The organism is Methylomonas sp. MED-D, assembly GCF_050276835.1.
Classification (GTDB): Bacteria; Pseudomonadota; Gammaproteobacteria; order Methylococcales; family Methylomonadaceae; genus Methylomonas; species Methylomonas koyamae_A.
In genome coordinates this window covers 1,706,869-1,719,656 of record NZ_CP189965.1, presented here as the reverse complement: position 1 = coordinate 1,719,656, position 12,788 = coordinate 1,706,869, and the positions used below count along the sequence as shown (strand labels likewise).

Annotated in this window: 10 protein-coding genes; 5 read left to right on the top strand and 5 right to left on the bottom strand. The window is 56.9% G+C overall.

Features of this window, described 5'->3' with window-relative positions; all coding sequences use genetic code 11:
* The first annotated feature begins 603 nt into the window (after positions 1-603).
* The 3 genes from ACQE3E_RS07630 to ACQE3E_RS07620 all read left to right on the top strand — a co-directional run bounded on the left by ACQE3E_RS07630 (position 604) and on the right by ACQE3E_RS07620 (position 4,098).
* A complete protein-coding gene (locus tag ACQE3E_RS07630) occupies positions 604-2,730 on the top strand; it encodes a tetratricopeptide repeat protein (protein WP_313728526.1) in 2,127 nt (708 codons plus the stop codon).
* A 194-nt stretch (positions 2,731-2,924) separates the two neighbouring features.
* On the top strand, positions 2,925-3,401 hold the full coding sequence (locus tag ACQE3E_RS07625) for a hypothetical protein (protein ID WP_157197932.1): 477 nt from the start codon (positions 2,925-2,927) through the stop codon (positions 3,399-3,401).
* Positions 3,402-3,405: 4 nt separating this feature from the next.
* On the top strand, positions 3,406-4,098 hold the full coding sequence (locus ACQE3E_RS07620; RefSeq protein ID WP_313728528.1) for a hypothetical protein: 693 nt from the start codon (positions 3,406-3,408) through the stop codon (positions 4,096-4,098).
* A 225-nt stretch (positions 4,099-4,323) separates the two neighbouring features.
* On the opposite strand, the gene ACQE3E_RS07615 is transcribed toward ACQE3E_RS07620, so the two are convergent.
* Positions 4,324-6,030 carry an ATP-binding protein gene (locus ACQE3E_RS07615; RefSeq protein WP_313728529.1) on the bottom strand — a complete coding sequence of 569 codons (1,707 nt, stop codon included), beginning with the start codon at positions 6,028-6,030 and terminating at the stop codon, positions 4,324-4,326.
* Between the two features lie 217 nt (positions 6,031-6,247).
* Positions 6,248-7,624: a (Fe-S)-binding protein gene (locus ACQE3E_RS07610; RefSeq protein ID WP_313728530.1), complete on the bottom strand. Its 1,377-nt coding sequence runs from the start codon at positions 7,622-7,624 to the stop codon at positions 6,248-6,250.
* Positions 7,625-7,964: 340 nt separating this feature from the next.
* Between ACQE3E_RS07610 and ACQE3E_RS07605 the strand changes: the two genes are divergently transcribed.
* Positions 7,965-8,267, top strand: a complete 303-nt coding sequence (locus tag ACQE3E_RS07605) for a DUF6156 family protein (RefSeq protein WP_071157137.1) — start codon at positions 7,965-7,967, stop codon at positions 8,265-8,267.
* Between the two features lie 19 nt (positions 8,268-8,286).
* Here ACQE3E_RS07605 and ACQE3E_RS07600 read toward each other — a convergent pair whose 3' ends face one another.
* Together ACQE3E_RS07600 and ACQE3E_RS07595 are read right to left on the bottom strand one after the other, a co-directional pair.
* Complete coding sequence (locus tag ACQE3E_RS07600) at positions 8,287-8,970, bottom strand: response regulator transcription factor (protein ID WP_313728531.1); 684 nt, start codon at positions 8,968-8,970, stop codon at positions 8,287-8,289.
* On the bottom strand, positions 8,967-10,319 hold the full coding sequence (locus tag ACQE3E_RS07595) for a histidine kinase (protein WP_313728532.1): 1,353 nt from the start codon (positions 10,317-10,319) through the stop codon (positions 8,967-8,969). Before ACQE3E_RS07595 ends, ACQE3E_RS07600 begins: the two co-directional genes overlap by 4 nt.
* Positions 10,320-10,648: 329 nt before the next feature.
* On the opposite strand from ACQE3E_RS07595, the gene ACQE3E_RS07590 reads away from it, so the two are divergent.
* Positions 10,649-11,182 (top strand): DUF2380 domain-containing protein, encoded by a 534-nt coding sequence (locus ACQE3E_RS07590; protein WP_313728533.1) that lies wholly within the window; start codon positions 10,649-10,651, stop codon positions 11,180-11,182.
* Positions 11,183-11,323: 141 nt separating this feature from the next.
* Here the strand turns inward: ACQE3E_RS07590 and ACQE3E_RS07585 are convergent, their stop codons facing one another.
* The gene (locus ACQE3E_RS07585) at positions 11,324-12,778 is read right to left on the bottom strand and encodes a flagellar hook-length control protein FliK (RefSeq protein WP_313728534.1); all 1,455 of its coding nucleotides are present in this window, start codon (positions 12,776-12,778) and stop codon (positions 11,324-11,326) included.
* Positions 12,779-12,788: the final 10 nt, after the last annotated feature.

Genomic DNA, 12,788 nt, shown 5'->3' with positions numbered 1-12,788 from the left:
CTTGTCCGACACCGATAAATCCGAGTTGTAAGGATCAAAACGATCTTTGATATCAACCCGAACCATGCATCCAGCGGTTATGCAAGGATTTACACCCCTGACAATCAAAAGAACGGCGAGTGAGCGGCATTAACCGCGACCGATAGCGTTCCAACGCGGCATATCCGCGCTTTGCCCTACGACTGCCATTGTAACGAGACGCCAAGCGGGAGTGTTGCACGACCGCATCCCAATCAAGCGCGGCACAACGCCCGAGTATGACATTGGCAACTTGTCAATTTGTTGATCCAATCGTTCTCCCTGAGCTTAATCCCTGTTTTGCTTGGACTACCGCGAGCAAGTCTTTTAGCGTTCGGAAAATTGCTTAGGTTTGACTCGTCGACAATCGCTTGAATCGTTCCTTTGCCTCAGCTGTAGACTTTTGCCAGAGCTTGCTCGTTGAACTCATCTGCATACCGTCGATGCACTCTTCAGCCATGGCCGTCATCGATTTGTAACAGATTGTTACTAAAATCACCCTAGAACATCCACTAGACCAACACCCCCCCCCCTGCCCGCGGATTTGCGGCACAACTCCAATAGTAACCGTATCGTGAAACGTTCGTGAAAACATTAACTAAGAACACCATCCAGTTACTTTATTTCTTGGCGCTGGCCACTCCGGCTTTTGCAGGTAATTTTGAAGACGGGGTCGCTGCCGCGGCTCGGAACGATTACGTCGCTGCGTTAACGTTGTGGACTCCTCTGGCGGAATCCGGCGACAAACGAGCACAACACAATTTGGGCGTCATGAATCAAATGGGTTTGGGCGTTACCCAGAATTACCAAAAAGCCTTGCACTGGTACCGTCAGGCCGCAGAGCAAAACTATCCGGATTCGCAAAATAACATCGGCGTGTTTTACGACAAGGGACTTGGCGTCGCAAGTGATCTAAAGCAAGCGGCGCATTGGTATCGCTTGGCGGCGGAACATGGCTTTACTGAAGCCATGATGTCTTTGGCGACCATGTTCGATCAAGGTCGAGGGGTGGAACAAGATTATAAAGAAGCTCGCCGCTGGTATGCCAGCGCGGCCGATCGAGGCCATCTGGGCGCCACCGCCAATCTGGGGATACTATTTCAGTTGGGGCGAGGTTTGAATCCCGATCGGCAAGAAGCCGCTCGTCTATTTAGAATTGCCGCCTCGCGTGGCCATAAAGAATCTCAATATAACCTCGGTATTTTATTACGGGACGGCAATCAAATTGACGAGGGTGTGCGTTGGTTGCGGATGTCCGCCAACCAAGGTTTGGCGCAAGCCCAAACCGACTTGGGAGCGCTCTATTATTTTGGGAAAGGCGTAAAACAAAGTTTTTCCGAAGCCGAAGCCTTATTTCGTTCGGCTGCGGAGCAAGGTTACACGGCGGCGCAACAGAATTTAGGCACCATGTATTTTGAAGGCAAAGGGGTAAATCAAGATTATGTCGAAGCTCGTAAATGGTACCTCAAAGCTGCCGTACTACCTGACTCACAGGCCGCGCTGGGCGTGATTTACGAACAGGGGAAAGGCGTCGCAATCGACCCCAAACAGGCCGCGGACTGGTATCGCAAAGCGGCCGACCAGGGTTTAGCCAAAGCGCAAAACAATTTGGGAAACTGTTACAGAATTGGCGCAGGCGTGCCGATGGATGTTGAAGAAGCCGTCAAATGGTACCGTCTGGCCGCCGAGCAAAACCACAAGATGGCGCAAGCAAGTTTGGGCTTGCTGCACCTGGAAGGCAACGGCGTTCCCCGTAGCGAAATCGAAGCCGCGCGTTGGCTCGAACTTGCCGCAAAGCAAGATTTTGCCGATGCCCAGTATCGCCTGGGTTTGTTATTACGCGATGGCGTGGAAATCAAACAAGACCTTTCGCAAGCGGTAAAGTGGATAAGGGCCGCCGCTGAACAAGGGCACGCTTCCGCCCAAGAAGACTTAGGCTCGATGTATCGAGCCGGTTTAGGCGTCCCAATCGATACGAAGGAGTCCGAAAAATGGTATGCCATGGCGGAAAAACAACGCGCCAACGGCGGCGTTTTCCAGCTCGCTCCGATCGAAAAAGTCATCGTACATTCCAAGAATGGTGATGAAGTCCAGACGAACTGGAAAGGGCCGTTTCCCGCCAGTAGTTCCCAGGTTTTAATCGAAGCTAACAACGGCAAAACCGGCTTAATTTACGAGATTTTTCAACTGGATTGGATGATTGAGCAAGCCAACGCTGGCGACTCGGAGGCTGAATATCGGTTATCTCGCTATTTCTGGTCCAAGGATCAACAGGCCGCATTCAAATGGGCAAAAACCGCCGCCGATCACGGCAATCTAAAAGCCCGGTTTTTATTGGGCATGATGTATTTAGAGGGACGTGGCACCGATAAAGACGAGAGCAAAGCCGTGACCTATCTCACTGCTGCGGCGGAACAAGGCAATGCATTCGCGCAATACAACCTTGGGCTAATGTATGCGCAAGGTATAGGTGTGGAAACCATGGATGTAGAGCAAGCGATTCGATGGACAACGTTGGCGGCGAAACAAGGTTATGAACCTGCGGTCCAACAATTGTTGCTGTTGCAAAACGGTAGATTCACCGATGTACCTACAAGGTACCGAATCGAGTTTGCCGAAGATGGCGATTCCAATGACTTCAAAATCAAAAAAGACCGTAATTATTTCCCGGACATTGATCCCAATATCCAACAACGCGACCTCCCGATATGACAATTTATCGCCCTGAAACACAGCGGCAAACGCAGATACGATATTGGCTTACCTTAATATTCAGCGGCCTACTCTCCGCTTGCAGTGCTCCTCCAACCAAGGCGCCCGCTCCAACCGCTCTTGATTCGGATGTCGTCGCCATGCCCAGTATCGGTAACGCCGTATCTCGCCAATCGGTAGCGGGAGTGAAACCGATGACTGCATCCGAGTTAGTTGCTTGCGCCCAGCGTATTATTAAAGCCAAGGAAGATTCAGTGGCCTTGCAAAAGGAAAATGTCAAACTCGCGGCTGAAAAAACGGAATTGTACGAACAAACTCAAGCGTTGGATGAGCTACGCGGACGTATACAAGCCGACAGCATCAAGGCCGTGAACGATTTCAACCGACGCATCCAAATAAATCACGATGATATCAAGACATATAACGCAGCCGTCAACGCCTATAACGACAAGGCAAACGCCCTGAACCTACTGAATGGAAAATACAACACCGAATGCGGGAATCGATCCTACAGACAATCCGATTACGCTAATCTAAAGCCAGACTTGAAAGCGGCAATTGATTCCAAGTCCGAGTTTTCCGATATCCCGCTTATCGAGGATAGTAACGCTGTAAGTGCTCCCGCGAGAAACTCGGGACAATTTCATATTCCCGCCCGCTCAACACGCTAACCTGTTGATCGCTTTGGGATATTCTTACTTAATCTTTGCGATTGCGGTCTTGATCCTGTCAGCGTGTACCCAGTTGCAACCAGCCCGTGTTAGTGATCGTCTAGGCATCGTCAAATTGACCGTCCCCGGCCACTGGTATGACGATACTTCGCAATACCTTGCCGAGTTAAATAGAATCTCTACAAACCATCCGCCGGACAGCGGAATCCAGTCGTTGCTAATGCTGAAACGGCGCGACCATCTTGCTGATTGTAAGTTTCGAGAGCTACGCTACACCTCCAATGAAGTCGGATACGCTTGGGATTTTGCCAAACTGGCGTCTGAGATTGCTTACGTCAGAAATCGAGTCCTGATGGGTTACGGTATCAATCACTATCTGGAATACGGCCTATCGGTTCCTTGCTGCGATTCCAAACGTTCCGACCGGGCGATACGAATTGCTTTCGAGGCTATTAAACTGAATGGCCAATACAACGGCTGGCAAACCACGCACAAACATTGGTTCGGCAAGGATACGGCTGATAGATCGGCGGCATTAACTATTACCGCGATAATCGGTTCGAACCAAGCCAAGAACAATTCGCCGAAATTTTTTATAGCGGCTGAATGTGCCGTGGACGCCGGGAATGAGGCCCTTCTTGAATCCGTAGAACAAGATGTGTGGGCTCTTCTTCATACAATGTCGTTAAATCAGTGAATTCTGCTCGATACACGCAACCACGGCGGCCGAAGGTCTCATACCCAAGCATTCGGCTCGAATCAAAGGATTACCGCCGCGAGAAAACTCGATACATTCAAGAGTCAGCCGAGATACAAACCTAAGTTTCTAAGCCGACGCGCGCTTGGATCACGCCACCGCCGACCGCTAAGTCTCCGATCTGTTTCGCCGATGGCGTTTCGGGCCAGTATCCTGTTCAGCGTTTCAAGCCGCCTCCCCGACTAACTCCAAGCCTCTAAACACCGAGCAGCGAATAAATACATCCAAGGTCGGCGCCAGTTGTTTTTGCGTGCAGAACTTGGCAACCAGCTTGGTCAGGCCCTTGATATCGCGGCCGGAGGCGCCGGGGAACAAGTCCACCAGTTGCTCGATCAGTTCGTCCGAGATCGGCAGCGAGAACTGTTCGGTCATCACCTTCCAGATTTTGCGGCGGTCGGCGCTATTGGGCGAGTGATAACGGATCATCGCGATGCAGCGGGAAATAATGGCTTCGTCGATGTCGTCGACCCGGTTGGTGGTCAGAAACAGCAGGCCGTTGAAGTATTCCAGCACCCGCAGGAACACGCCGACCACGGCATTGGAGGCCAGGTTGTCGGCGCGCTTTTTAATGTACACGTCGGCCTCGTCGATCAGCATCACCGCGCCCCAGCGCTGAGCGCGGATCAAGGTTTCCTTCAGGGTTTTCTCCATTTCGGCGACGTTCAAGCCGAGCTGGCCGGAATGCACCCGGTACAACGGCCGCTTGATGATTTCCGAATACACCTCGGCGGTCAGGGTCTTGCCGACCCCGGCCGGCCCGGCGCACAGCACCGTGGTGCCGCCGGATTTGCCTTCGACGATGTCGTCCATCAGCATGTCCATTTCGGCGGTCAAGATGTCGATCAAATCGGTTTGCTCGGGCGGCAGGATCAGCTTTTGTTTCAGTTCCGGCTGGTAGACGTAGGGCTGCATATCGTCGACATGGACCCAGACGTGGTGGTGCAACTCCAGATGAAACAGCAGGATGTAGCCGTGTACCGGCAGTTCGGTGAACAAGCCCTTGCCGACCTCGGCCTTAGCTTGCTCCATCTGGCTCTCGGTCTTGCTGTCGTAGCGCATGCTTTTGCCAGCCTTGCGCAAATAGGTGCCGAAGATGTCGCCGGAGGCTTCCAGCGTCAGCACCCGGTCGCTGAGGATATTTTCGTCGTTGACCAGCCGGCACGCGCCGCCGCCGGACGACAGCACCACGGTATTTTTGCGGGTCCAGTCGTTGCTGCGGTGGCTGGCGGTCGGGTCTTCGGCGTAGATGCCGGTACCCCAACCGGAGAATTGCTCGCCGTAGCGGCCGCGCCAATCGAAATAGCGGGCGGCCGCGTCATCGTAACTGGCCGTCAACTCGGCGGTCTCCTTCAAATAACCCTTGCCTGCAAAGATTTCCGGAATGGTTTTGTGGTCCAGATCCTTACCGCGGATTACCAGAGTTTCGATCGCGATCTTGCCCTTGCTGTTGGCTTTTAATTCGATCAGGATGCGCCCCGCTTCTTCCTCGCCCGGCGGCGTGTAATCGACGCGGGTAACTAAATAAGCCAGGGTTCGGCCGCCATGCTCGACGTGAAACAACCAGCCGTGAATCGCGCCGTCCAACAAGTAGCTCGCGATGTCCGGCAGCAGTTTTTCCAGATCGTCCGGTCCGTAGCGGCGGTGATCGTCGGTTAAGGCTTGCCGCAACGCCGTCAGCAGCGCGGCCTGTTGCTGATAACTCTCGCCTTGTTGGGCGTAAATGCCAGCCAACGTTTCCATCTCGACGCCGCTGAGTTGATCGTAAAACACCTGGGCTTTATTGCCGAAACGCAGTTGCTCGTTCAAGCCGGTCAGGCGCGGGTGAGCGGTCAACAGTTGCTGAAGATGCGGTTTATCTATGGACAGTTTCATCGAACGATTCCTTATCAAAGCGGCGAAAAACAAAATGGGTTAGCGAGCGTGGACTCGCGGTCGAGGCAAAATCAACGCTGGTTACTCTGAACACCGGTGAGCGAGACATCTCTGTGTCGGAAGGCCTTCGATCGCGGTTAAAGCCGCGCTTACACCCACCTTTTTCAATCTCCCGAAAGCAAGCTCTTTCACAAACATTAGCCGGCTTCTGCTCCACTCAACCGGTGCTAGCCTCTCCGTCCGGTTGGGGTAACGCCAAACACAGCAATTCGGCCAAATGCAGCGGCTTGGCGAAGCCGCCGCCAACAATTTGTTCGCGGCAGGAAAATCCGCTGCCGACCAATAGCGCATCGGACTCTGCGCGTAGCGCCGGGAACAAGGCCAGTTCGGCCATCGCCTGGGCATCGTCGTAATGTTCGGCTTCGACGCCGAAGTTACCGGCCATGCCGCAACAGGACGACTCGATCAGTTCGAACGACAAGCCGGGAATTTGCTTTAAAATTTTGCGGACCGACTTGATCGAGCCGACCGCTTTCTGGTGGCAATGGCCGTGCAGCAGCACCCGCGGTTGACTCGGGATCGCTTGAAAAACCAGATTCCAGCGCTTGGCGCTTTGCTCGCGGACGATAAACTCTTCCAGCAGTACGACTTTTTCGGCCAAGTTACGGGCCGATTCGCCCAAACCCAGTTTCAGGTACTCGTCGCGTAAACTCAGAATACAGGACGGCTCCAGACCGACGATGGCGCGGCCGGCGTCGATATGCTCGGTCAACGCGGCCAGCATCCGGCGAGCCTCGGCGCGAGCTTGGTCGAGCATGCCGTTGGAAAAATAGGTGCGCCCGCAACATAGCGGCCGCTGGTCTTTGTCGGTGGGGGACGCCGCCGCGACATGGACGTGGTAGCCGGCCGCCGTTAGCAAATTTTTTGCCGCCTCGGCCGAGGCCGGGTTGAAGTAGTAATTGAAAGTATCGACCAGCAGCACAACTTGCCGGTCGCTCAACTCCGGGTGCAGAACCAAACTGGATTGTCGCGGCACTTGAAATGGGCGCTCAGCCGGCAGCGGCAATTCCGCCTTTGCGCTAATGCCCAACACCGATTGCGCCAGTTTGGCCAACAGCGGCGAACGGTTGCGCCACGCGATCAACCGACGCAGCACCGGCCACTTCAGTAATTTGGGCAGATGCCCCCACAATTGGCGACGCAACGGCAGGCCGCGCCGGGCCGCTTGCTGAGCCAGGAATTCGGCCTTGATCGCCGCCATGTCCACTTCGTTTTCGCATTCGCGCCTGCAACCCTTGCAGGCCACGCACAGATCCATCGCGGCGACCAAGGCAGGATCGAACAGCGCTTCCGCGTCGTCGGCGTTCAGCGCGGCTTTCAGCAACTTGACCCGTCCGCCCGGCGACAAATCCGGATTGCCGCTAACCCGAAAGCTCGGGCACATCACGCCCTTGTCGGCCTGCTGCTGGCATTGCTTGCTGCCGATGCAAACCGCGATCGCCTTGGCAAAATCGGCACCGTGCTTGGGGATGTCGGCGTAGGCATCGCCCATGCCGGCATTGCGGTAGGACGACCAGTCCAATAACAACTTCATAAATGCTGAACGAGTGAAAAACCAGCATCAAGCAAAAACGAAGCCACCCTGCTCCGCCGGCCGAAATCGCTGGTTAGCGGCGAACGCAACGCGGCTGGGCCAGCGCCGATTGTCGCAAAACCGACAATCAATGGCCGGCGCGAACGATTTACCACAGACTTTACGGGCTTAATCCGGCGAGAACCGTTGGAATAGCGACAACTCAACGATCAAGCCCTTGGCGTAAGCGCGGTTTCACCCGCCAACCCGGCTCAGCGCGTGGACTCGTCTATGCGCCGGATTAATTTCGGCACAAAACTTGCGGAAATTAGGCTTTCAAAAAATAACGAGGAAACCCACCGTGGAATTGGAAAACTGCGCCTGTCGCTATTTCATCAGCTACAGCGGCGTCAAGCTGCCGCTGAAACTGGTTAACGAACTGCCCGACGCAAGCCATCTGGAAAACCGCAACACCTACTTTCGCGGCTTTTTCGACGGCGACGAACGGCTATTGCTGCTGGAAAAACTGGTTTACGGCGACGTAGAACTGCGCCATCAATATAGCTATCACGGTAACGGCACGTTGAGCCAAGCGGAAATCACCGACGTGGACGGTGAGATCACGGTACTGAGCTTCGACGAAGCCGGTCAAGCGCTAGACTGATCGCACCGGGCCAAATCCGCTAGGTGTCGCGTTCCGGTTCGTTGGGGTCGGTCAACTCCAGCAAATCGACAACATTGAGCTTGATCGCCAGCCGGGTCAGCTCGATGTCGCTGCCGACGCCCAATTTACGCTTGATCAGGTAATGGCTATTGCAAACGGTCTTGACGCTGATATTGAGCAGTTTCGCGATCTGTGCCGGCGTTCGCGCCGCGACCAATAAACGCAAAATTTCGAATTCGCGCGGTGTCAAGACTTCCAAGGCCCAGCCCTCGCCGCCAAGTTTTTCCATCGCCAACGCTTGGGCCACGGTGCCGCTCAATACGTGACGGCCCCGCCGCACATCGCGGATGGCTTGCAACAGCGTTTCCGGGTCCTCGTTTTTACCGATATAGCCCAACGCGCCGGCCCGACAGGCCTGCCAAGCGAACGCCGGATTCTGATGCATGCTGAATACCAGGATTTTGGCGCGGGCATCGCGCTGGCGAATCCGGCCGATCAATTCCAAGCCGCTTTGGCCGGGCAAGCTCCAATCGGTGACGACCACGTCGGGATCGACATCCCGGAATAAGCCATAAGCCGTCGCCGCATCGCCGGCTTCGGCCACCAACAACATATCGGGCTGCTTGGCCAGTAAGGCGCGATACCCCTCGCGAACGATGGCGTGATCATCGACCAGCAGGATGCGAATCGCCGCGCCGTTCATTCGACCGCCTGTTCCGGCAAGGGCAGACTGACCCGCACCCGCAGTCCGCGCGGTTGGCGCACGACCAACTCGAACCGACCGCCCAGCGCGGTCACCCGCTCGCGCATGCCTACCAAGCCAATGCCTGGGCCGTCCGCAAACGGTAGGCCTTCGGCACATCCGTCGTCGCTAATCGTCAATTCGGCGCGCTCGGCGATCGTCAAGCAAATCTCGGCCTGACCGGCACCCGAATGCTTGGCGATATTGTTGATACCCTCTTGCACCAAGCGATACACTGCAGTGGCGGCATCCGCCGTCAAACGCTGGCAGTCGCCGTCTATTTTTAGCGCGTAACGGGTGTGGTTGGCCACCGGCCGCTGCCAGGACCGTACCAAGGCAGCCAGCGCGGCCGCCAACCCCAGCTCGTCCAATTCCGTCGGCCGCAGCCGGGTCGTCAAGCCGCGCAATCCGTCATGTAACCCCCGTGTGTAGCGAGCAATCCGTTCGGTTTCGGCCAACAGTTCCGGACAGTCGCGACGAGCGGTTTGGGCGATCGCCGCATTGACCGCGTTTATCGCGGCCAGGGCTTGACCGAAATCGTCGTGCAGTTCGCGGGCCAGATGACGGCGCTCATCCTCCTGCACTTGCAGCAAGCGCGCCGCCAAGCGCTGGCGCTCGCTCAGCAAACGTTGCTGACTGTCCGCCAAGCGGTTGATCGCCGCGCCAATCAAACGCCATTCCAGCAAGGCGTATTCCGGCAAGCGATAGTCCAGCTCGCCGCGCGCCAGTCTCGCCAAACCGGCCGCCACGTCGCCGGCCGGCCGTAGCGCCCGGCCCACCGCCAGATAGACCAGTCCGGAAATCGTCAGCACTGTCAGCGCCGACAGCTCGGCCAGATCGGTCAAGGTTGCCCAAGCACGCGCCACGGTCAACTCCGCGCCTGCTTCTACAACCACCGTGCCTTTCGAGGCGCTGTTTAAACCAACATCGCGACGGCCGACCGGCTCCGCGCCGAAACCGTGCCGGTACAGCACGTCGAACCAGACCGGCCAAGGCGCCGCCGCCAACACGGCACCGGTGCAGACATGGCGCACCACGCGGCCGTCCAGTGTTTCGAAGCCGACGCACAAGCCCGGCACTCGGCTGGTTTGCTTCCACAACTCGAAATCCGGAAACCCGGCTGCCGATGGATAGCCTGAACGCTCCATCAATAATTGGTAATCCAGTTGGCGAGCCAGCGAATCGGCGCTCGCGACGACTAACGCATTGACTTGCTTGGCACTGCGTTGCAACGCGTAATACGACATCGCGGACAAGCAGAGTACCGCCGCGACGGCGATGCGGGATAACAAATGCCACTTCAAATTCATCGAGCATGCCTGGAAAAACGGATGGCCTCATTGTAAGCAGCCCGTCCCGAGCTGCCTAGCAAGTACCGCCCGGCGGGCAAATTGCCCGAATCGGCCGGGCAAATCTCGGCTGATCCGCTGGGCCGGGCGGCGTAATCTGGCACCACCTTCGCGAAAGACGATCGCCTCCTCGCTGGCGGCGGTAGCCAAATCGTCCGGTGGGTGGAAATAGAGGCCGGTAGCGCTGCCGCCGATGTCGGCATGCCGCCAATCGCGGCTAGAGCTGCTGCCGAATCGCCGATTTTCATGCCCGAGGGTCAACCGAAGTAATTGATCACTAGGAGATAATCATGACTAAAACATTGCTGAAACCAGTATTGGTTCTAGTCGGGTTGATCGCCGGCCCAACCCCGGCCGCGCCGCGCATCGCGATCCCCGCTTTCGAGCTAAACGACATTACGTCGCTGCCGAATACGCCGCAAGAAAAACAGCGTACCGCGTCGATGGCGCCGCTGTTGATCGCCGCGCTGTCCCGCGACGGCGCTTACCTCGGCGAGCGCGTCGCGGACGCGGCCTTGACCTCGGCGAACGCCGGCTTCGGCTATTTATTCCACCATCCGGATCTGGCCGCCGATCTGGGCAAAGCCCAAGGCGCGGACTGGATCGTCGTCGCCCAACACAGCAAACCCAGCTTTTTGGTGTCCTATCTTTGGGCATATCTGGTCGATACTCGCAACCGGCAAATTCTGGCCCGCTACGACATCGAACTGAAAGGCAACCACTCCAGCGTCACCGAGCACGCGATTGCCGCGCTGGCGCGCAAAATCAAGCAAAGCTTGGCCGGCCCCAGCAGCGCGCCGGTTTCTTTCTCGGCCACTCGATAGGCAATCAGGCGGCGCGGCGATCGGAATAGATCCGCGAGGAACGACCAGTTCGCGGTCCAGCGTTGGTTAATTAGTAAGGGGGAGGCTTCCCTGCTCGCGGCTCTGCTGGCGCATCCTCTACCAGCGGTTTACCGAATCGGCTTAGGCAAACAAACTCAGCAAGCCATTGCTGGCGATCGCTCGCCCGGTTTCGATTTCGTCGATGATCGGGTCGGCAACCGACACCTCCTGCCCGGAAGCTTGACCCTGCCGCCCGCGCTGTTGGTCGCCGGCCATTTGAAAACCCTCGCGGCCCGAGCGTTGCTCGGACTGTTGCTGCGACACGTTGACATCGGCCAGATTCAAGTTTTGACCGCCCAGCATCTCCCTGAGCTTGGGAATCGCCGCCTCGATCGCCTCCTTGACCACCGCGTGCTGAGTGGTGAACGTGACGTTGGCCTGATCTTGATTGACATCGATCTTGATCGAAATCGGTCCTAAATGTTCGGGATTCAAGCGAATTTCCGCCGACGGTACCGCCTGATTGTGCATCCACAACAATTTCTGACCGAGCTCGGCATTCCATTCCGGGTGGTTGACCGGCCGTCCAATCACAGTGGCTTCAGGCTGCGGGCCTGCATTGGCCGCGACTCTATTCAATTGGCCCACATCCGCCGCGACCCGCGACCAGCGACTGTCGGCGCTATCGCCACTTTCGGCGGACACTTTAACGGCGGACAGACCGCTGTCCGACGACGGTTGCTGGGGCGCTTGCTCGTTGTTGCCGGTCTGCCCGCCGGCGTTACCGGTGGCGGCCTCGGAGCCCGCGGTGGAACCGATGCTGGTCGCCGCCGAGGCCGTCAAATTCTTGGCGTCGTCACCGGTCAACGTTGCCAGCAACGCATCCCGGCCGGCCGCGGTTTGCAATTTGGCGGGCTGGCGTTCCTGACCTATCGCCGAAGCGGTTTGCAAGGCGTTGGCCACTTGCTCATCCGTCTGGGCGGAAACCGTCGCGGCGGTCTGGGTAGAAACCTCCGCCGAGGTTTGAGAACCAAGCTCCGCCATCTTGGACGCCGGCACCTTGGTAACGCCAGCGGCGTCCAGTGCGGCTTGTAACTGCTCGGTCAAGTTACGGATCTCGGAATCGTGGCTTTGCTCGGTAGACGTGTCAATCTCGGCGACCGGCGTTGCTTGAGCGGCTTCCGGCGCAGCGGCCTCAAGGCTTTGCAACGATTGCAGCACCTCGGCCAAAGCCTGCAAGGTGTCGTCCAGATCGATTTCGGATTTGGCCGAATCCGCTCCGCCGGCTTGACCGACCGTGGTAGCCGGCAAGCGTTTGCCGAATAACGCGGCAAAGTTTTGCAGGGTTTGCCCGTCGATCACCTGGCCTTCGCTGCCCGAAACTTGGCTCGGCAACGACAAATCGCCAGCGGTGCTTGCGCCGCCGGATGCCATGGCCTGCTGCAAGGCCGTCAACTGCCGCATCAGCGTATCGGAAAACCCGGCCGCACCGCCTTCGCCGGAAAATAAACCGTTCAAACCGTTCAAACCGTTCAAACCGGCGGCATTTTCGGTGCCGGCCAACAACGAAACCAAATTGAAACCTTGAATATTCATGGCGCCACTC

Bases quoted from the DNA above. Each gene is read 5' to 3' on its own strand.
- ACQE3E_RS07625 (WP_157197932.1), top strand. From the start codon at position 2,925: ATGACTGCATCCGAGTTAGTTGCTTGCGCCCAGCGTATTATTAAAGCC.
- ACQE3E_RS07615 (WP_313728529.1), bottom strand. From the start codon at position 6,030: ATGAAACTGTCCATAGATAAACCGCATCTTCAGCAACTGTTGACCGCT.
- ACQE3E_RS07610 (WP_313728530.1), bottom strand. From the start codon at position 7,624: ATGAAGTTGTTATTGGACTGGTCGTCCTACCGCAATGCCGGCATGGGC.
- ACQE3E_RS07600 (WP_313728531.1), bottom strand. From the start codon at position 8,970: ATGAACGGCGCGGCGATTCGCATCCTGCTGGTCGATGATCACGCCATC.
- ACQE3E_RS07595 (WP_313728532.1), bottom strand. From the start codon at position 10,319: ATGAATTTGAAGTGGCATTTGTTATCCCGCATCGCCGTCGCGGCGGTA.
- ACQE3E_RS07590 (WP_313728533.1), top strand. From the start codon at position 10,649: ATGACTAAAACATTGCTGAAACCAGTATTGGTTCTAGTCGGGTTGATC.
- ACQE3E_RS07585 (WP_313728534.1), bottom strand. From the start codon at position 12,778: ATGAATATTCAAGGTTTCAATTTGGTTTCGTTGTTGGCCGGCACCGAA.